Raw genomic sequence first — 19,049 nt, forward strand, 5'->3', positions numbered from 1 at the left:
ACTGTCTTCCCTTTTCTTTTTCTATTGTCTTTCGCGAACGTTATTTTTGTATAGGGGTCGTGTTGCAATAGGAAGCACAACTGCTTGTACTTCCTACGCAGTGATTAACGCTTATGGGGTTGCGTTTGTGGTTTTCTTAGCAGGCACATATTTTCGCCCATCTTCGAGTAAAGCATCATAATCGCTGGTTAATAACTCTTCTACTCGTTGCATTCTTAAACGGAAGTTCTGCACTATCACACTGTTATCTAAATCAGGGTTAACCACTTCGGGCACAATAATTAGAACTAATTCAGTCCGAATTTCATTATCATCACGAGATGAAAATAAGGTTTCGCCGACTAAAGGAATTTTACTCACACCAGGAATTTCTTGGCGGTTATTTGTGTTCTTAGTTTGAATTAAACCGCCTAATACAATAGGGGTTCTATCCCGCACTGCAACTACTGTTTCTAATTTACGTTGGTCGAAGGATTGTAGTTTTTGCGAGGTACGTTCTGCACCAAGTTGGGTTAATTCTTGAGACAGTTTTAAATTAACGATGCCATCTTCACTGATACGAGGCGTTACCTTTAAAGTAATCCCTGTATCACGATATTGTATGGATTGGATATCACTTTGTCCTGAAACAGTAGCACGAGAAACATCGCCTAAATAGGGTTCATTACTGCCGACATTAAATGTAGCATCTTCATTATCCCGAATGAGGATAGATGGACGGGATAAGAGACTCACTTTATTCGTTGATGCGACAAGGTTGAGCATGGCGAAAATATCGCCTGATAGCAAGTTAACGCTAAAACCAGTGAATGAGCCGATTTTAGTGTTACTACTTAAATCTGCACCTGGTAAACCAGCTGTTGTTTGTCCCGTATTATATCCATAAGAACTATCATGTTTTCCAAATAATCCACGCCAGTCAATTCCAAATTGGCTCTCTTCAGTCAAGGTGACTTCAGCAATGACCACATTCACCATCACTTCTTTAGCGACACGGTCTAATTGGGCGATTGTGGTTAGGAGTTGTTTATAATCGCGGGGAGTTGCCCGCACAATTAAACTATTGGTTTTTTCATCCGCAACCAAGTTTACTTTTAACTTAGCAGAAACCGCTAAAGTGCTACTAACAGGACCTGTGGATTTTGGTTCGGGGGTTGCTGTAGGCTGTTGTTGATTTTGTTGATTCGCCTGTTGTGGTGGAATGGTTGCGACAGGGGGTAAATCTTCATCATTACGTTTTGTGGTTTGGTCTTTATTTTTTGCATCTTCGCTCTTAAAGACTTCCGCCAACGTCGTCGCTAACTCTTTCGCTTCTAAGTTTTTAACTCGATAGATAAAAACTTGCTCCGCGCTGTCTTCGCTTCGCTCGTCTAATACTTCAATCCATGAGGCAACTTCCGTAAATGAACCTTGTGGCGGTGCAATGACTAAAACCGAATTAATTCTTGCTAATGCAATGACTTGATAAGCAGGTGCATTGCCAGAAATTGCTTGTAAAATTTTTTGTAATTCCGCTTGTACTTCTTCTGCTTTTGAATTTGTGAGTCTAAATAAACGCATTCCCCGATGTTGGAAAGGGTCAGCGTCGATGACTTCTAATAAGCTGTTAATTCGCTCTAAACGGTCAGGCGAGGCAATAATGCCCATCACGTTTAGGCTCGGTAAGCTAATAATCCGCCCTTGCGGTTGAACTAACGGCGTGAGTGCGGCTAGTGCAGCATCGGCGGTGATATAGCGTAAAGGGGTGATTTGCATGGCTTCGGATGCGTCACTACGGGCTAAACCTGAAGCATCACCAATACTGGAGGGTAATCCTGTATTTTGTCCTGTTTTCTTGAGATGATAAATGCCGCCTTTTTTCTCCATGCTGATGCCTGCATCCGTGAGCAATAATTGCATCAGTGGCCATAAATCTGCTTTACGTAAGGGTTTTTCTCTTGGGGTGCGAATGGTGACTTTATCACCAATCGTGGGGTCTATTACCATACTAACCCCCAACTCGTCCGAAATAACTTCAATAACTTGACGTAATTCTGCTTGTTCGAAATTCAGCTCAAACGTACCCGCACCGCTACTATCACCCGTGCTAGGGCTTTTACTGGATAGCGTGGAAACATTAGGGAGTTGACCCACATGATTAATCTCTTTTAAAACAGCAGGAGGCGTTTGAGGCAACTCAGCAATGGTCGGATTATCCCCATAAGTGGGTAATTGAGTCGTTGCTAACTCCATCGCCCCCATAGAAGGGCGTTCAGGCTGAGTACCACATGACACGACAAGGCTGGCACAACAGAGGATAAGACTGGTTTTTTTCATCAAAATGGCAAACATGAAGGATGATTGAATAAAGTGATTAAATAGTTAAGTTACTGACTTAGTGAAGTAATACTGAAAATTGCTGACAACATAATAATGACAATTGTCCCGACAATAATCCCTAACACTAAAATCAAAATAGGTTCAACAGCCGCCACTAAACGCGCAGTTTGTTGTTTCACATTGGTATCAAAAGTTTCAGCTAAACGGTCTAAAATCAGTCCTGTGCGTCCTGACTCTTCTCCCACAATTACCAATTGTGCTAATAAAACGGGAAATTTTCCCTCATTAACAAGGGCTTTCCCGAGACTTACCCCACTACGCACAGCTTCCTCCACCCGTTTTAAACTATCCGCAAGGACTTCATTCGTCATCACCCCCCGCACGATGCTTAAGGCTTTTAACAGAGGAATTCCTGCACCAAGTAATGCACCTAACGTCCTAGAAAAACGAGAAGATTCTGCTTGCAACAATAAATTGCCTAAGATGGGAATCTGTAAAATAAATTGGTCACGTTGTAAACGTTTTTCAGGGGTCGTATCTAATTGTCGCCAACCGACCCATGCCAGCACAGGCACAAAAGGCAATGACCACCAATAAGTTTTTAACCATGTACTGGTTGCGAGTAAAAAAGCCGCAGAATCGGGGGTTTTTGTCCCCATATTTTTAAATAAATCCGCAAATTGCGGAATCACAAAAATCATTAATAAAATAACGCTTAATACCCCTGTGATTAATAAAATAACAGGGTAAATCATCGCAGATATAACTGTTCGTTTGGCATCATCCGCTGCAGCGAGAAAATCGGCAACTTTTGGCAATAAATGTTCTAAAATCCCGCCTTCTTCCCCCGCATGTACCATATTGATATACATCTTTGAAAAAACATCAGGATGGGCTTGCAAGGCATCGGCTAGGCTTTTACCTTCTTTAACATCGCGGTGTAAATCAGCAATCAATTGTTGTACAACAGGTTTTTCATTTAACCCTTCTAATAAAACTAAGGCTTTATCTAAAGGAACACGTGCCTCTACTAATGTGCATAAGCCGTTTGTAAAATCGATTAAATCTCGATTGGAGATTTTTCGCTGTCCAAACAAACTCCCGCTTTCACTGCTCAATTCAATTTTTAACGCGACAAGTTGCCGACTTTGCAAAGTCATGACAATTTCTTGCTCGTTTTCTGCATTGAGTTTTCCTGTGTGAATATTTCCTTCATTGTCACAGGCTTGATAGGTGTAGGCGTGCATTATGAGTGATAACTTAGTTTTAAATGCAAAAGTTCAATGTCAAATAATTAAATCGCCCGCGTTACGCGCACGATTTCCTCAGGCGTTGTAATCCCTTGGTAAAGTTTTTCTAAAGCGTCTTGGCGTAACAGTCTTAAGCCTTCTCGTTGTGCTTGTTCACGGATTTTATTCGCATCACCACCGCTGGTAATCACGGCGCGGACACTGTCGGAAATAATGAGTAATTCATATAAACCTAAGCGTCCACGGTAGCCTGTATTGGCGCAACGTTCACAACCATGACCGCGTTTGATAATGGGATGGTCTGCACGGCTAATACCTAGTAATTCCGCCTCATCTTCAGTTAATTCATGGTCTTCAGCACAATTTTGGCAAATTTTACGCACTAAGCGTTGCGCCATAATTGCCATGACGCTGGAGCTAATTAAATACGTGTCCACGCCCATATCTTGCAAACGGGTAATTGCACCAGCCGCGTCGTTAGTGTGTAGTGTGGAAAATACTAAGTGACCTGTTAAAGCAGATTCAATGGCAATTTCTGCGGTTTCGTGGTCACGAATTTCCCCGACCATGATGATATCAGGGTCTTGCCGTACAATAGAGCGCAAGCCCGCCGCGAAGGTTAAGCCAATTTTCGCATTAACATGAATCTGGGTAATGCCTTCTAATTGATATTCGACAGGGTCTTCAATCGTAATGATTTTTTGCGAACCTGTGTTGATTTTTTCCAGTGTGCCGTACAACGTTGTCGTTTTTCCGCTTCCTGTTGGGCCAGTGACTAAAATCATGCCGTGTGGTTGTTGGATGACGTGGGCAAACGGTTTTAAAATGTCCGCAGGCATCCCTAATTTATCCAAACTCACGGATATATCACTACGGTCTAAAAGCCGTAATACGATAGATTCACCATGTACACCGGGTAAGGTAGAAACCCGCATATCTAGGGTTCGCTCACCCATTTGGTACTGAATCCGTCCGTCTTGGGGCAAGCGTTTTTCCCCAATGTCCAGCCGTGCCATGAGTTTCACCCGTGAGGATACAGCAGCTTGAACATTTGCGGGTAGGCGTTCGATGTTGACCATCACACCATCCACCCGACAACGCACCATTAAATATTTTTCTTCGGGTTCAAAGTGAATATCGCTCGCATTTAAGTCTAAAGCCCGTTCCATTAAATGGTTGACCATGCGAATAACAGGCGCGTCAGAGGCTAAATCTTTTAAATACTCATTGTCTAATTGGTCTGCTCGTCCGCCATCGCCTGCGCCGTCTAATTCGGGGGATAATTTTGCCCGCCAATGTTTAATTAAGCGGGCGACTTGGTCAGCTGCTCCGCGTTCAAAGCGGACGTATTGCCCTAATAAAAACCGAATTTTTGCGCGGTCTTCAATATCTGGTGGGGTACTGAATAATAAGCAGGGTTGTTCGGGAAAGTTTTCGACGGGGGCAATGCCTTTTTTAGCAAGTAATTGAGTAAAAATGGGGAGACTGAGGGCGGTTGTTGTCATATTCATTTGCCTTATTTCGGGGCTGCTGCCTGTTCTGCTTCTGTCAGCGGAATGCGACTAAATCCTGTGGCTTTGACTGTGCCAGTTAATAAATTATTTCCTCGTCCAACCCGTGCATCAACAAATACGACGGCTAAATATTCATGAGCGGTTTCTATGGCTTGAATGAAATTAAAGAGTGTTTGTGAATCAGCTTCAAACTGCACGCCTTGCGTCACCAGTACCCATTCGCCTGTGCGGGAAAATTCGGGCAAGTCTAAGGCTCTAACGGTTAAACTGGTTCGTTGTGCAATTTCGCGGAGTACGCCTTGCATCCGTGCGGCGACTAATTCGCGGTTATTGCCTTGTAACAAGGCGGCGTTAAATTTATCCCGCTCTTGAATCGCTTTAACATGTTGTTCTTGCCAGTATTGTGTGCCGACATCTAGCCGTTGATAGCGGTCAATTTCTGTCTGCAAAGATTCCATCCGCACTTGACGGGCTTGATACATTGCATAAAGTCTAGGTGCTATTTCAAAGGGGACAGCATAACCTAACAGCATGACAAGAAAGAAGGTTAATAAGCGTTTTTCTTGACGAGTCAAGGGAAAGTCCTAAGTTAAGATATAAAAACTGTGTCCACGAAAGGCACGAAAAGCACGAACCTTGTTTTTTCGTGTTTTTCGTGCCTTTCGTGGATGATTATAGGGCTAAATCGCCCGAATCTTCTCCATCTGTGCTTCTAACTCCTGCACCGCGCTTTGCATTTCTGCAACCCGTTGGCGTTCTTTCGCCACAATATCCGCAGGAGCACGTTCAGTGAATTGTGGATTATTTAACTTAGTCGTTAATTTATCCAATTCTTTGGCGATTTTTTCAATTTCCTTCGCCAAGCGTTTTAATTCCGCATCCTTATCAATTAAGCCCGCTAAGGGAATTAAAATTCGCATATCGCCCACTAATGTCATTGCTGATTCTGGCGCGTTGTCAGTGCTCGCTAACCATGTCGTTTTTTCTAAACGGGCAAGACTGCTGATTAAGCCTTGATGTGTGTTCAAACGGGTTTGGTCGTTGGCTGTGCCGTTTTGTAGTAAAACAGGTAACAACTTGCTGGGTGCTATGTCCATTTCTGCACGAATCCGACGCACACCGAGAATAAATTGTTTAACCCATTCAATATCCTGCTCCGCTTGCGTGTCCACTTTCTCCGCTTGCGCTTGGGGATAAGGTTGCAACATGATGGTGTTGCCTGTTTTTCCTGCTAAGGGGGCGATTTTTTGCCACAATTCTTCAGTAATAAACGGGATAAAGGGATGTAACAATCGTAATAATGTTTCTAGTGCACGGACTAACGTGCGACGTGTTCCCCGTTGTGCGGCTTCGCTGGCATCAGCACCTTGCAACACAGCTTTAGAAAACTCCAGATACCAGTCGCAATATTCATTCCATGTAAAGTCATAAACAGCATTTGCCGCTAAATCAAACCGATAGCTTGTAAAATGTTGCTGAACTTCTGTTTCTAAGGCTTGTAAACGAGAAATAACCCAACGGTCAGCGAAGGATAATTCAACAGGAGCATCGCTTAAGCCTGTATCTTTACCATCAGTATTCATCCACACATAACGGGTTGCATTCCATAATTTATTACAGAAATTGCGATAGCCTTCAATGCGTCCCATATCAAAGCGGATATCGCGCCCTGTGGAGGCTAACGCCGCAAAGGTAAAACGTAAGGCATCCGTTCCAAAGGCAGAAATACCATTGGCGTACTCTTGGCGGGTACGTTTTTCAATCTTAGGTGCCATTTCAGGCTGCATTAAGCCCGTTGTGCGTTTTTTAACTAAAGTTTCTAAATCAATGCCGTTAATTAAATCTAAAGGGTCTAATACGTTGCCTTTTGATTTAGACATTTTTTGTCCTTCGGAGTCCCGAATTAAGCCATGAATATAAACTTCACGGAATGGCACTTGACCATCCATAAACTTCATACCCATCATAATCATCCGTGCAACCCAGAAGAAAATAATATCAAAGCCGGTCACTAAAACGCTGGTTGGGTAAAACGTTGCTAATCGCTCGGTTTTTTCTGGAAATCCTAAGGTACTAAATGGCCAGAGTGCTGAGGAAAACCATGTGTCTAAAACGTCTTCATCTTGGGTTAAAACTGTTTCAGCAGGGATATTATATTTTTTCCGTACATCCGCCTCTGAATTGCCAACATATTCCTTGCCGTTTGCGTCATACCATGCAGGAATACGATGCCCCCACCAAATTTGCCGACTGATGCACCAATCTTCAATTTTATACATCCAATCGTAATAGGTTTTATTCCAATTTTCGGGAATAAATTTAATTCGTCCGTCTTCAACCGCTTTAATGGCAGGCTCTGCCAGTGGCGCAGCTTTTACATACCATTGGTCAGTTAAAAAAGGCTCTAAAACCGCACCGCTACGGTCGCCACGTGGAATCGGTAATTTATGCGGTTTTACTTCAACTAATAAACCTAATTTTTCAAAATCAGCAACGACTTGCTTACGAGCAACAAAACGGTCTAAGCCTTGATAAGCTTTCGGGGCATTTTCATTAATTTTGGCATCAATGGTTAAAATATTAATCATGGGGAGCTGATGCCGTTGCCCGATACGATAGTCGTTAAAGTCATGAGCAGGCGTAATTTTTACGCAACCCGAACCAAAACTAGGGTCAACATATTCATCGGCAATAATAGGGATTTTACGGTCTGTTAACGGTAAATCAATCATTTTACCGATTAAATGTTTGTAACGTTCATCTTCGGGATGTACCGCGACAGCCGTATCGCCGAGCATGGTTTCAGGTCGCGTAGTTGCAACCACGAGACTACCGCTACCATCCGCGAAGGGGTAACGTAAATGCCATAAAAAGCCGTTTTCTTCTTCAGCATTCACTTCTAAATCGGATAACGCGGTGTGAAAAACAGGGTCCCAATTAACTAAGCGTTTGCCGCGATAAATTAAGCCTTCTTCATACAGTTGAATAAAGACTGCTTTAACCGCGTCGGATAAACCATCATCCATGGTAAAGCGTTCCGTTGCCCAATCAACAGATGCCCCCATAGAACGCAATTGACGAGTAATTGTTCCGCCTGATTGTTCTTTCCATTCCCAGACTTTTTCGACAAACGCTTCACGCCCTAAATCATGCCGACTTTTGCCTTGTTGGGCTAATTGCCGTTCTACGACCATTTGCGTGGCAATGCCTGCGTGGTCAGTGCCCACTTGCCAAAGGGTATTATGCCCTTGCATCCGATGGTAGCGGGTTAAGATGTCCATTAAGGTATCTTGAAATGCATGACCCATATGTAACGTTCCCGTGACATTGGGCGGAGGAATCATGATGCAATAGGGTTCACCCTGTCCATTGGGCGCAAAATAGCCTGCTTGTTCCCATTGTTGATACCAATGTTTTTCTATGTCTTGAGGCGCGTAGGTTTTTTCCATGTCTCGATGAGATGTCTTGTAATGAATTAGCGAACAAATTTTAGCATTATACATGAATAAAACCCCGTCGGTTTTGAGAAACTGACGGGGTTTTGATTTTTTTGATAGATTAAAGTCGCTTAATAAGCGTTTATCTTTACACGACTTTAATAATTACAACCGTTCTACAATCGCTGCAATGCCTTGTCCGCCACCAATACACATGGAAATTAAGCCGTAGCGTCCGCCTGTGCGTTGTAACTCGTATAAGGCTTTAACTGTGACAATACAACCTGTTGCACCGATAGGATGTCCTAAGGAAATACCGCTACCGTTAGGATTGGTTTTGTCCATGTTGAGGTTTAAATCACGGCAAACGGCTAATGCTTGCGCGGCAAAGGCTTCATTAAGCTCAATGACATCCATTTGTTCAATGGTTAAGCCCGCTTTGGCTAAGGCTTTTTGAATCGCAGGCACAGGACCAATACCCATATATTTAGGTTCTACGCCTGAGTGTGCATAGGCAACGAGGCGAGCCATAGGTTTTAAGCCTTGTTTAATCGCGGCTTCTTTTTCCATTAGGACGACAGCAGCAGCGGCATCATTAATCCCTGAAGCATTGCCTGCGGTCACTGACCCTGTTTTGTTAAAGACGGTTTTGAGTTTGCCAAGGCTTTCAACCGTGACATCACCGCGAATATGTTCGTCTTTTTCAAACAGGGTTGTGCCTTTACGGGTGACAATTTCGGTCGGTAGAATTTGTTCTTTAAAATGACCTTTTTCGGTAGCCGCAGCGGCGCGTTGGTGACTCATGACGGCAAGTGCGTCTTGGTCAGCGCGGGAAATTTGCCATTTTTCGGCAACATTTTCAGCAGTTACGCCCATGTGACAATCGTCAAAGGGGTCGGTTAATGCGCCGACCATGGCATCGACCACTTGGGCATCATTCATGCGTTGTCCCCAGCGTAAGCCAGGCATCCAGTATTGTCCACGGCTCATGCTTTCTGCACCGCCAGCAACAGCGGCATCGGTGTCTCCCATTGCAATGCTTTGGGCTGCGCAGACGATGGATTGTAAACCACTCCCACAAAGACGGTTGAGGGTGTAAGCAGGGGTTTCAATCGGCAAACCGCCTTCAATGGTGGCAACACGGGATAAATACATGTCGCGTTTATCGGTGTGGATAACGTTGCCAAATACGACTTGCCCAACTTGTTTGGGGTCTATGCTGGCGCGTTTGACCGCTTCACGTAATACATTAGCGGCGAGCGTGGTTGCGGGAATGTCTTTGAGTGTGCCACCGTAGTCACCGATTGCGGTTCTGACTCCACTTAAAAAAACGACTTCGCGGGTATTTGCCATTCTTTAAGTCCTCCGAATTTCTATATGTTGTAGTGTTTGGTGTTTTGCGTCTTAGATTTTACCGCAATGATAGGAAAAAATGCTTGTTCTTATTATAAAAAAAAAGGGGTTATTGCTAACCCCTTTTTTATGGATTATTTAACGTTTATCCATGGGGATAAAGTTACGATTTGCCGCACCGACGTAAAGCTGACGAGGACGACCAATTTTCATGCTAGGTTCTTCTAACATTTCTTTCCATTGGGAAATCCAGCCAACTGTCCGAGCAACAGCAAACATGACGGTAAACATGTTGGTTGGAATGCCTAAAGCACTGAGGATGATACCTGAGTAGAAATCGACATTAGGATAGAGCTTGCGTTGAATGAAGTATTCATCTTCTAACGCAATACGTTCTAATTCTAATGCAATTTCAAAAGCGGGGGTTTTTGCTGTATCAAGTTCGTTCAGCAGTTCGTGGCAAATACCGCGAATGATTTTAGCGCGTGGGTCATGGTTTTTGTAAACGCGGTGTCCGAAGCCCATTAAGCGGGTTGCGGAGTCTTTGTCTTTGACTTTTGCTAAGAAGCTGGGGATGTTCTTCACATCTTTGATTTCATCCAGCATCTTAATCACGGCTTCGTTAGCACCACCGTGAGCAGGTCCCCAAAGGGTCGCAATGCCTGCGGCGATACATGCGAACGGATTGGCTTGTGAACTACCCGCTAAACGCACAGTGGATGTGCTGGCGTTTTGTTCGTGGTCAGCGTGTAGAATCAGCATGGTTTCTAAGGCTTTAGCTGCCGTCGGACTGATTTTGTATTCTTCAGAGGGCATGGAGAACATCATTTGTAAGAAGTTCTCTGTATATCCTAAATCGTTACGCGGGTAAGCGTAGGGGAAGCCCATTGTATATTTGTAGCTGTTTGCTGCAATAGTAGGCAATTTGGCAATCAAACGCATAGCGCATAAATTGCGGTGCGTTGGATTATAAATATCCATAGAATCATGATAATAAGCTGACATCGCACCAACAACCCCCAATAACATTGCCATTGGGTGTGCATCACGACGGAAGCCACTGAATACATTGCGTAAGCCTTCATGCAACATGGTGTGGCTTTTGATTTCAGCATTGAACTGATCTAATTCGCCTTTTTTGGGTAATTCTCCGTATAACAGTAAATAGCAGACTTCTAAATAACTGCTATTTTCAGCCAATTGTTCAATAGGGTAGCCACGATGTAGCAAAATACCTTGGTCGCCATCAATGAAAGTAATGGCACTTTCACAACTTGCGGTGGTCATAAAGGCTGGATCAAAGGTAAACATGCCCACTTCTTTTGGCAATGCTTGACAATCAATCACGGGTTGCCCATGTGTTCCATTTTTAATGGCGCACTCAAAGGATTTTCCTGTTCTATTATCGGTAATAGTGACGGTTTCTTTGCTCATGTTTTCCCCTTTAGGCTGGTCTTCCTAGAGCTAACAACAAACTAACAAGTGAAGGTAAAGTCATTTTTACTAAATCAAGCAGTTAATAAAAACGACCGAAAGACGCTATAAAACAGCTAGACATAAAAACGGCTAAACAACATATTAGCGAAGGTTAATTATATCAATAAGCCACTTTTATATGTGATATTTTAACCTGTATGATACAACGCAACAATAATTAACTGTGATGAATAGCAAGTTAAGCAGTATAGCGGTTCAGAAATAGTAAAGGAAATAGGGAATTTGTTAAGATAATGACGGTAAAAACCGTATTATTGACTTTAGCAAAGTCTCATTAAAACACATTCAAAAAATTCAAAGGAGTTAAGTCCGAATTATGCCTAAAAACGCATTTTATGCCCAATCGGGTGGAGTGACCGCTGTCATTAATGCAACCGCTTGCGGTGTTTTAGAAACTGCGAAGCAATATCCCGATAAAATTGGTAAAGTTTATGCGGGACGCAATGGCATTATTGGCGCGTTAACAGAGGATTTAATTGATACTAGCCAAGAATCAGCAGAGGCAATTGCAGCACTGCGTTATACCCCTTCAGGGGCATTTGGTTCTTGCCGTTTTAAGCTTAAGGGTTTAGAACAGAATAAAGCAGAATATGAACGCTTAATTGAAGTCTTTAAAGCGCATGATATTGGTTACTTTTTTTATAATGGCGGTGGAGACTCTCAAGATACTTCTTATAAAGTGTCGCAATTAGGCGATACCTTGGGCTATCCCATTACGTGTATTGGTATTCCTAAAACGGTTGATAATGATTTACCGATTACAGATACCTGCCCCGGTTTTGGTTCTGTTGCTAAATATGTCGCGGTTTCTATTCGCGAAGCCAGTTTCGATGTGCTTTCTATGGCAAAGACTTCTACTAAAGTTTTTATTATGGAAGTGATGGGACGACACGCGGGCTGGATTGCGGCGGCGGGTGGTTTAGCGGCTGAAAAAGAAAGTGATGGTCCTCACATTATTATTTTCCCCGAAGTCATTTTCGACCCTGAAAAATTTCTCGCAAAAGTTGATTTTTGCGTTAAAAAATATGGCTATTGCTCCATTATTGTTTCTGAGGGTGCAAAAAACCAAGACGGTAAATTTATTTCTGAAGCGGGTACACGCGATGCGTTTGGACATGTGCAATTAGGCGGGGTTGCGCCTGTGATTGCCAATATCGTGAAAGACAAATTTGGCTATAAATACCATTGGGCTGTTGCCGATTATTTACAGCGTGCAGCTCGCCATATTGCATCTAAAACCGATGTAGAACAAGCTTATGCAGTGGGTAAAGCGGCGGTTGAATTTGCGGTTGCGGGTAAAACAGCGGTGATGCCTGTCATCGTGCGTAAATCTAGCCAACCGTATCAATGGGAAATTGGTTCGGCGAATTTGGCAGATGTGGCAAACGTAGAGAAGAAAATGCCCCGCGAGTTTATCAGTGAAGATGGATTCGGCATTACGCCTGCCTGTCGGGAATATTTACAACCCTTAATTGCTGGCGAAGATTATCCCCCGTATAAAAACGGCTTGCCTGATTATGTAGAATTAAAAAATGTTGCCGTGCCGAAGAAATTGGCGACAACGTTTGAAGTGAAGAAGTAAGCAGAAAAGGATGCGGGGTGAGTTTTTTGCTTATTCCGCGTTACTAATGCAAATATAATATTGATAATTTTTGAGTTTGTGAGGAAAAAATGATAAATAGACTTAAAGCAGAAGGACTAGAATTTAAAACAGAAGGACTAGATATTGGATTTGATTTTGATGTAGCGTTTCAAGAAAATCAGAAAATAAATTGTATTATAGGAAAAAATGGTATTGGTAAAACTCAACTTTTGGAAAATATAGCTAAAAGTCTAATTTATACGCATTCTATATTTTCAGTAACTGGAGATTATCAATATAAAAACATCTTTGAACAAAAGAATATAAGGGAAAAGACAAAAGAGCTAGCATTAAAATTACCATTAGAGATAGACATTAATAGCGTTAAAGTAAAAGATAAAGTTAAACAAGCTTGGGGTTACTCAACTTTTGAAAATATTGGACTAAATAGAAATAATACCTTTATTTTTGATAAACCAATTGTTTTTATAGGGGCTAAAAATAGAGGTTTTACAAAGAATATAAATCCTGAAAATATTAAAATTTTAGGGAATGTGCAAGATAGATTTGTAGAATCTATTGAAAGAACCATGAGTTATATCAATGGTGATGGATTAGAACGTGAAGAAGTCGCAAATTGGTTTGTCTCAAGACTCATCGTAAATCCAAATTTTGTTTTAAAAGGGCAAAACAAAACAAATGAAGTAATCACTGTTTTACAACTGATTGAAAAACTTGAGCCAACATTAAAACTTATTGTAGCAAATGAAAACGGTGAAAACAGCATATCCATGCTATTTCATGAAGGACAGTTATTATTTAATGGCATTCCACTCAATAAACTGTCAACGGGGTTTGTTTCTATTGTAAAAATATTTCAAGAAATTGTTGCGGGATATGGGGGATGGAGTAGTCTTGATGATTTAAGTTTAGTGGATGGAGTGGTATTTATTGATGAGATAGAAGCGCATTTGCATATTAGTTGGCAAACAAAAATTATCAATATTTTAAAAGATTACTTTTCAAACACAACTTTTTATATTACAACACATTCGCCGTTAGTATTGGCTGGACTAAAAGATGGTGAGGCTTACGAATTATATAAAGCAGATAATTTTGTAAAAGCAAAAGCAATTACTCATGTGGAGCATTACGCTTTAAACGATATAGTCAATGAGTTTTTTGGGGTGGATTTAAATCAAGAAAAAGTTGAGAACCCAAATTTAGAGAAGCAGAAAAAAGCAAGAGCATTATTACTCAATCTTACGAAATCTCTCAAGGGCAATGAGTAATGAAGTATTTTTTTGATACAAATGTCGTTAGTCGTTTGGTTAAAGAAGATGATGAAGCAATCGCAAAACTTCAAGAATTAGCGTCAAATGAAGAAAATGAATTTTATATAAACGGATTAGTTTTTATGGAGTCATTAAGAGCTATTCCATTAACACATAAAAAACTTTATGACGCGACAAAAGAAACGCTAGAAAGTTTTATAAAACTTGAAACGACTCAAGAGATATATGATAAAAGCGTTAGTTTTTCTAGATTTTGTAAAAGTAAAGGTATTAGCCTTGGAAAATGTGAAGCAATAGATTATCTCCATTTTATGACCGCTAAACATTACAGCTTAGAGATAGTATCTTTTGATAATGATATGAAAGTATTAGAAGAAAAGTATAACGATTGGATATTATCTAACTATGTAAAACCTGCATTGCCTTAGCCATTTCATCTTTAAAAAGAAAAGGTAAGATTTTTAAAGCGGCATCAATTGACGTATCAATCGAAATTTGTTCGTCACGACTAGGCGCGTGTAGAACATAATTCACGACTTCCGCCCGATTACCCGGATGTCCTATCCCAATCCGTAAACGGTAAAAATTTGCCCCTAAGTTGGCAATAATATCTTTTAAACCGTTATGCCCGCCATGCCCACCCCCTTGTTTTAAGCGAGCAGTGCCGACGGGTAAATCTAATTCATCATGAACCACTAAAATCTGTTCAGGCGAAATTTTATAAAAGTTTGCCAATGCGATAACAGATTGTCCGCTACGGTTCATAAAAGTTGTGGGTTTGAGTAACCAGCCTTTCCAATCGGATTTTTCTAGGCGTGCCACCTCTCCGTGAAATTTTGTTTCTTGCCGAAACGTTGCATTTGTTTGTTTTGCTAAGTTATTAACAAACCAAAAACCCGCATTATGGCGCGTTGCCTCGTATTCAGCACCTACATTTCCCAAACCCACAATTAATGCGATTGGCACGATAAACCCTTTACAACTTATTCAGCCGTCACTTCTTCGTCAGCAGCACCACGGGGTTTATGAATAGACACAACAGCGGCGTTATGTTCTTCATCACCATGCGCTAAACCCGCAATTTCAACCCCTGCAGGGCAAACTAAATCAGATAAATGAATGGTTTGACCTAATTCAACTTTTTCTAAATCAATAGCAATATATTCAGGCAAGTCTTTTGGTAAGCAGTAGATTTCTACTTCTGATAAATGATGAGAAATCACGCCACCTTGGGTCTTCACGGCGGCACAAGATTCTTCATTGATGAAGTGCAAAGGCACATGCATGTGAATCTTTTCAGATTCGTTAATCCGTTGGAAATCAACGTGCATGACGATAGGACGGTAAGGATGGCGTTGTACGGCTTTTAAAACGGCTTTTTCAGTTTTATTGCCATCAATTTGAATGGTCAACACATGAGAATAGAAAGATTCATGCTCTAAATGCTTAGAGATTTCTTTTTGTGATAAGGTTAAAGAAATAGGTTCTTGTGTTGCACCGTATAAAACAGCAGGTACTTTATTATCACGACGGAGGCGGCGGCTCGCACCTTTGCCAATGTCCGCACGACTTTGGGCAATAACTTCAAAATTTTCAACAATACTCATGAAAAGTGACTCCACTTAAATAAAAAATCCCCTTAACGGGGCTATTGTGTTATCACCCCCGCGACCAGAGGTGATAATCAGTAACTTAATCCATAAATAAGGAACTGACAGATTCTTCTTCGTTAATCCGACGAATAGTCTCAGCAAGCAATTCAGCAATGCTAAGTTGACGAATTCGTGAGCAGGCTTGGGCTTCAGCTCGTAAAGGAATCGTATTTGTGACAACTAACTCATCTAATTGAGAAGATTCAAGATTAGTAATTGCTTTTCCTGATAAAACTGCGTGTGTGCAATAAGCAATCACTTTGGTTGCACCGTGACGTTTTAAGGCGGCAGCGGCTTCACATAGCGTGCCTGCGGTATCAACTAAGTCGTCAACAATAATACAAGTGCGTCCCTCTACATCACCAATGATATTCATCACAGTAGCAACATTTGGGCGAGGGCGACGTTTGTCGATAATGGCAAGGTCGGCATCATCTAATTGTTTGGCTAAGGCACGCGCACGGACTACACCGCCCACATCAGGAGATACAACTATTAAATTAGGATATTTATGCGCCCAAATATCATTTAAAAGAACGGGCGAGGCATAGACATTGTCAACAGGTAAGTCAAAAAAGCCTTGTATTTGATCAGCATGTAAATCAACCGTCAAAACACGGTCAGCACCGACGGAGGTAATCATATTGGCAACGACTTTCGCCGTAATGGGTACTCGAGCAGAGCGAGTACGGCGGTCTTGACGGGAATAACCAAAATAAGGAACGACAGTTGTCACCCGACCCGCTGAAGAACGACGCACAGCATCAACCATCACGAGTAATTCCATGAGGTTGTCATTGGTTGGGGCGCAGGTTGGTTGAATAATGAACACATCTTTACCGCGAATATGCTCTTGAATTTCAACCATAATTTCACCATCGCTGAAACGTCCAACAACGGCTTTTCCTAATGCAATATTCAAGTTATTGGTAACAGCAGAAGCTAAAGCAGGGTTAGCATTGCCTGTAAAGACAACCATTCGGTTTGACACAACCAAACTCCAAAAGGGCAGATTCCAAAGGGATTTGCGTCTAGCGCAAGAATGATGAGGGAATGGCTGGGGTGCTAGGATTCGAACCTAGGGATGGCGGGATCAAAACCCGCTGCCTTACCACTTGGCTACACCCCAAAAATTTTGAATTGCAGAATTACAGTATTGTAACAATTTACTTTAATGTTGCCAACTTTTTTATCACAGGGGATATATTTTTACCTTGTGCTAAAAAGGCTTGCCACGATTGAGGTACTATATTGAGAACAGCTTGTGCTTGGTCTTTTTCTGAAAAACAGGCAAATAGGCAAGCACCTGTACCTGTTAAGCGTGCAATACTATAACGATTTAACCAACTTAATGCTTGTTTTACTTCAGGATAACGTTGTATTACAACGCTTTCACAAACATTAATGGTTCGCCCTGCAAGAAAGTCGTCTATTGTGACGATTTCTTGATTTCTTGTCAAGTCTGGTGCGGTAAAAATTTCAGCCGTTGGTACATGACAATTCGGATGTATTACAAGAAACCAAGGCTCAGGTAATGTAACAGGCGTTAATTTTTCGCCAACCCCCTCCGCCCATGCCGCTTGCCCTTGGATAAAGACGGGAATATCTGCCCCTAAACGGAGTCCGAGCTGCATTAAGGTTGTTGCATCTAAATGACATTCCCATAATTGGTTAAGCACCAATAAAGTGGTTGCCGCATTAGAACTTCCTCCCCCTAATCCTCCCCCCAATGGAATGCGTTTATCAACTTTAATATCAACGCCATAATGGGTATTGGTATAGTGTTGTAAATAGAGTGCTGCTTTATAAATTAAATTTTGTTCGACAGGGATTTCAATATTATTGGCAAGTTCACAATTGATTTTTCCATCTGTTCGCAAATTAAAATGTAAATCATCCCCATAATCTAGGAATTGGAAAATTGTTTGCAAATTATGATAGCCATCAGGACGACGACTCGTAATGTGTAGAAATAAATTGAGTTTTGCAGGTGCAGGACAAGTAAAAGTCATATTTCTACCAAATAATCGGCGTTTTACCCATACGGGTTAAATAATCGTTAGTTTGGCTAAAATGACGGTTGCCAAAAAAACTACGTGCAGAAAGCGGGGAAGGATGTGCTGAGGTCAACACAAGATGTTTAGTTTTATCAATGACTTTTCCTTTATCCTGTGCGTATTTACCCCATAATAGAAAAACAATATTTTCACGGGTTTGGGCAAGTTGGCGAATAACGGCATCGGTAAATTGTTCCCAGCCCTGATTGCGATGTGAGGCGGCCTCATTTGCCCGCACGGTTAAAATCGCATTGAGCAGTAATACGCCTTGTTTTGCCCAACGTTCTAAATTGCCATTTTGCGGAAACGGTTGACCTAAATCTTGTTGAATTTCTTTAAAAATATTAATCAGTGAAGGCGGAATTGCAATGCCGTCATTGACAGAAAAACATAGTCCATGCGCTTGTCCTGCGCCGTGATAAGGGTCTTGTCCTAAAATCACGACTTTCACCTCGTCAACAGCACATTGTTCAAACGCATTAAAAATAAGTTTAGCGGGTGGGTAAATGGTTTGAGTTTGATACTCTTGACGGACAAATTGGGCAAGCTGTTGAAAATAGGCTTGTTCAAATTCATTGGCTAATAAGGCTTTCCATGAGGGTGCAATTTTAACATCCATGACAAACTTATTCCTTTATTTCAAAGTGATAGTATTGCTCATTTAAATAATTAGCAACTTTTTCTATTTCTTCATCAAACCACATTAAATCCGTGTTTGTAACGCAACGTTGAATTTGGGTTTTTAAGCTGTCATAGCTTTTAACAAAACGTTCAGGACGTGTATAAATATCGTCAGCTTTTTCAAAAGTCATTGATTGGTGACATTTAACACAATTTGTATCATGTAACGCTTTACCTTCTGGAAATTGGGTTTTTGGTTTATCCGTGTCGCTGGTTGCGGTCGTTGTTGGTGGGGCTGGGTTTTGCTCTGTCGCTAGCGCAATTGAACTGCTGGATAAAGTGACACTACTAATAAGGCAAACAAAAAATAAATGTGTTTTTAATCGGTTTAACATGATATAGCCTCCTCAAGGATGCTGATAGAAGTAAGCAGGTGAAAATTATCTTTTGTACATAAAGTATTTATATATTT

General features: G+C 41.6%; 16 protein-coding genes and 1 tRNA gene. 3 read left to right on the forward strand and 14 right to left on the reverse strand.

Translation table 11 applies throughout. From position 1 onward, the window contains the following. Positions 1 to 111: 111 nt before the first annotated feature. From gspD to BEGALDRAFT_RS12365, 7 genes are all read right to left on the reverse strand, one after another. Positions 112 to 2,331 carry a type II secretion system secretin GspD gene (gene gspD, locus BEGALDRAFT_RS12335; RefSeq protein WP_002690437.1) on the reverse strand — a complete coding sequence of 740 codons (2,220 nt, stop codon included), beginning with the start codon at positions 2,329 to 2,331 and terminating at the stop codon, positions 112 to 114. Positions 2,332 to 2,366: 35 nt separating this feature from the next. Next, positions 2,367 to 3,566, reverse strand: a complete 1,200-nt coding sequence (locus tag BEGALDRAFT_RS12340) for a type II secretion system F family protein (RefSeq protein ID WP_002690439.1) — start codon at positions 3,564 to 3,566, stop codon at positions 2,367 to 2,369. Between the two features lie 47 nt (positions 3,567 to 3,613). Beyond that, positions 3,614 to 5,074, reverse strand: coding sequence for a GspE/PulE family protein (locus BEGALDRAFT_RS12345; protein ID WP_002690441.1), 1,461 nt, complete (start codon positions 5,072 to 5,074; stop codon positions 3,614 to 3,616). Between the two features lie 11 nt (positions 5,075 to 5,085). Further along, positions 5,086 to 5,658 carry a hypothetical protein gene (locus tag BEGALDRAFT_RS12350; protein WP_002690443.1) on the reverse strand — a complete coding sequence of 191 codons (573 nt, stop codon included), beginning with the start codon at positions 5,656 to 5,658 and terminating at the stop codon, positions 5,086 to 5,088. Between the two features lie 105 nt (positions 5,659 to 5,763). Continuing rightward, complete coding sequence (locus tag BEGALDRAFT_RS12355; protein WP_002690445.1) at positions 5,764 to 8,532, reverse strand: valine--tRNA ligase; 2,769 nt, start codon at positions 8,530 to 8,532, stop codon at positions 5,764 to 5,766. 153 nt (positions 8,533 to 8,685) lie between these two features. Further along, the gene (locus tag BEGALDRAFT_RS12360; RefSeq protein WP_002690448.1) at positions 8,686 to 9,873 is read right to left on the reverse strand and encodes an acetyl-CoA C-acyltransferase family protein; all 1,188 of its coding nucleotides are present in this window, start codon (positions 9,871 to 9,873) and stop codon (positions 8,686 to 8,688) included. A gap of 138 nt (positions 9,874 to 10,011) precedes the next feature. Next, positions 10,012 to 11,307, reverse strand: a complete 1,296-nt coding sequence (locus BEGALDRAFT_RS12365) for a citrate synthase (protein ID WP_002690450.1) — start codon at positions 11,305 to 11,307, stop codon at positions 10,012 to 10,014. A gap of 379 nt (positions 11,308 to 11,686) precedes the next feature. Here BEGALDRAFT_RS12365 and BEGALDRAFT_RS12370 point away from each other — a divergent pair, with 379 nt between their 5' ends. From BEGALDRAFT_RS12370 to BEGALDRAFT_RS12380, 3 genes are all read left to right on the forward strand, one after another. Further along, complete coding sequence (locus BEGALDRAFT_RS12370; RefSeq protein ID WP_002690452.1) at positions 11,687 to 12,952, forward strand: 6-phosphofructokinase; 1,266 nt, start codon at positions 11,687 to 11,689, stop codon at positions 12,950 to 12,952. Positions 12,953 to 13,041: 89 nt separating this feature from the next. Continuing rightward, positions 13,042 to 14,244: an AAA family ATPase gene (locus BEGALDRAFT_RS12375; RefSeq protein WP_002690453.1), complete on the forward strand. Its 1,203-nt coding sequence runs from the start codon at positions 13,042 to 13,044 to the stop codon at positions 14,242 to 14,244. After that, positions 14,244 to 14,675, forward strand: coding sequence for a type II toxin-antitoxin system VapC family toxin (locus BEGALDRAFT_RS12380; RefSeq protein ID WP_002690455.1), 432 nt, complete (start codon positions 14,244 to 14,246; stop codon positions 14,673 to 14,675). The genes BEGALDRAFT_RS12375 and BEGALDRAFT_RS12380 overlap by 1 nt, the downstream gene beginning before the upstream one ends. Here BEGALDRAFT_RS12380 and pth read toward each other — a convergent pair. From pth to BEGALDRAFT_RS18360, 7 genes are all read right to left on the reverse strand, one after another. Beyond that, a complete protein-coding gene (gene pth, locus BEGALDRAFT_RS12385; RefSeq protein WP_085938421.1) occupies positions 14,647 to 15,216 on the reverse strand; it encodes an aminoacyl-tRNA hydrolase in 570 nt (189 codons plus the stop codon). The two genes, BEGALDRAFT_RS12380 and pth, sit on opposite strands and share 29 nt — an antisense overlap. A 14-nt stretch (positions 15,217 to 15,230) precedes the next feature. Next, positions 15,231 to 15,854, reverse strand: a complete 624-nt coding sequence (locus BEGALDRAFT_RS12390) for a 50S ribosomal protein L25/general stress protein Ctc (protein WP_002690459.1) — start codon at positions 15,852 to 15,854, stop codon at positions 15,231 to 15,233. A gap of 85 nt (positions 15,855 to 15,939) precedes the next feature. Continuing rightward, on the reverse strand, positions 15,940 to 16,878 hold the full coding sequence (locus BEGALDRAFT_RS12395) for a ribose-phosphate diphosphokinase (protein ID WP_040294960.1): 939 nt from the start codon (positions 16,876 to 16,878) through the stop codon (positions 15,940 to 15,942). A 75-nt stretch (positions 16,879 to 16,953) separates the two neighbouring features. Next, positions 16,954 to 17,028, reverse strand: a tRNA-Gln gene (locus tag BEGALDRAFT_RS12400). Positions 17,029 to 17,065: 37 nt separating this feature from the next. Beyond that, entirely contained in the window at positions 17,066 to 17,911 is an 846-nt protein-coding gene (gene ispE, locus BEGALDRAFT_RS12405; protein WP_002690463.1) for a 4-(cytidine 5'-diphospho)-2-C-methyl-D-erythritol kinase, read from the reverse strand. A 4-nt stretch (positions 17,912 to 17,915) separates the two neighbouring features. Further along, positions 17,916 to 18,575 carry a uracil-DNA glycosylase gene (gene ung / locus BEGALDRAFT_RS12410; protein WP_002690465.1) on the reverse strand — a complete coding sequence of 220 codons (660 nt, stop codon included), beginning with the start codon at positions 18,573 to 18,575 and terminating at the stop codon, positions 17,916 to 17,918. Between the two features lie 7 nt (positions 18,576 to 18,582). Continuing rightward, positions 18,583 to 18,972, reverse strand: coding sequence for a hypothetical protein (locus BEGALDRAFT_RS18360; protein ID WP_002690466.1), 390 nt, complete (start codon positions 18,970 to 18,972; stop codon positions 18,583 to 18,585). Positions 18,973 to 19,049: the final 77 nt, after the last annotated feature.

Origin of the sequence: Beggiatoa alba B18LD, assembly GCF_000245015.1 — a bacterium.
Taxonomy (GTDB): Bacteria; Pseudomonadota; Gammaproteobacteria; order Beggiatoales; family Beggiatoaceae; genus Beggiatoa; species Beggiatoa alba.

Bases quoted from the DNA above. Each gene is read 5' to 3' on its own strand.
- BEGALDRAFT_RS18360 (WP_002690466.1), bottom strand. From the start codon at position 18,972: ATGTTAAACCGATTAAAAACACATTTATTTTTTGTTTGCCTTATTAGT.
- ung (WP_002690465.1), bottom strand. From the start codon at position 18,575: ATGGATGTTAAAATTGCACCCTCATGGAAAGCCTTATTAGCCAATGAA.
- BEGALDRAFT_RS12375 (WP_002690453.1), top strand. From the start codon at position 13,042: ATGATAAATAGACTTAAAGCAGAAGGACTAGAATTTAAAACAGAAGGA.
- ispE (WP_002690463.1), bottom strand. From the start codon at position 17,911: ATGACTTTTACTTGTCCTGCACCTGCAAAACTCAATTTATTTCTACAC.
- BEGALDRAFT_RS12345 (WP_002690441.1), bottom strand. From the start codon at position 5,074: ATGACAACAACCGCCCTCAGTCTCCCCATTTTTACTCAATTACTTGCT.
- BEGALDRAFT_RS12360 (WP_002690448.1), bottom strand. From the start codon at position 9,873: ATGGCAAATACCCGCGAAGTCGTTTTTTTAAGTGGAGTCAGAACCGCA.
- BEGALDRAFT_RS12395 (WP_040294960.1), bottom strand. From the start codon at position 16,878: ATGGTTGTCTTTACAGGCAATGCTAACCCTGCTTTAGCTTCTGCTGTT.
- BEGALDRAFT_RS12355 (WP_002690445.1), bottom strand. From the start codon at position 8,532: ATGGAAAAAACCTACGCGCCTCAAGACATAGAAAAACATTGGTATCAA.
- BEGALDRAFT_RS12340 (WP_002690439.1), bottom strand. From the start codon at position 3,566: ATGCACGCCTACACCTATCAAGCCTGTGACAATGAAGGAAATATTCAC.
- BEGALDRAFT_RS12370 (WP_002690452.1), top strand. From the start codon at position 11,687: ATGCCTAAAAACGCATTTTATGCCCAATCGGGTGGAGTGACCGCTGTC.
- BEGALDRAFT_RS12380 (WP_002690455.1), top strand. From the start codon at position 14,244: ATGAAGTATTTTTTTGATACAAATGTCGTTAGTCGTTTGGTTAAAGAA.
- BEGALDRAFT_RS12365 (WP_002690450.1), bottom strand. From the start codon at position 11,307: ATGAGCAAAGAAACCGTCACTATTACCGATAATAGAACAGGAAAATCC.
- gspD (WP_002690437.1), bottom strand. From the start codon at position 2,331: ATGTTTGCCATTTTGATGAAAAAAACCAGTCTTATCCTCTGTTGTGCC.
- BEGALDRAFT_RS12390 (WP_002690459.1), bottom strand. From the start codon at position 15,854: ATGAGTATTGTTGAAAATTTTGAAGTTATTGCCCAAAGTCGTGCGGAC.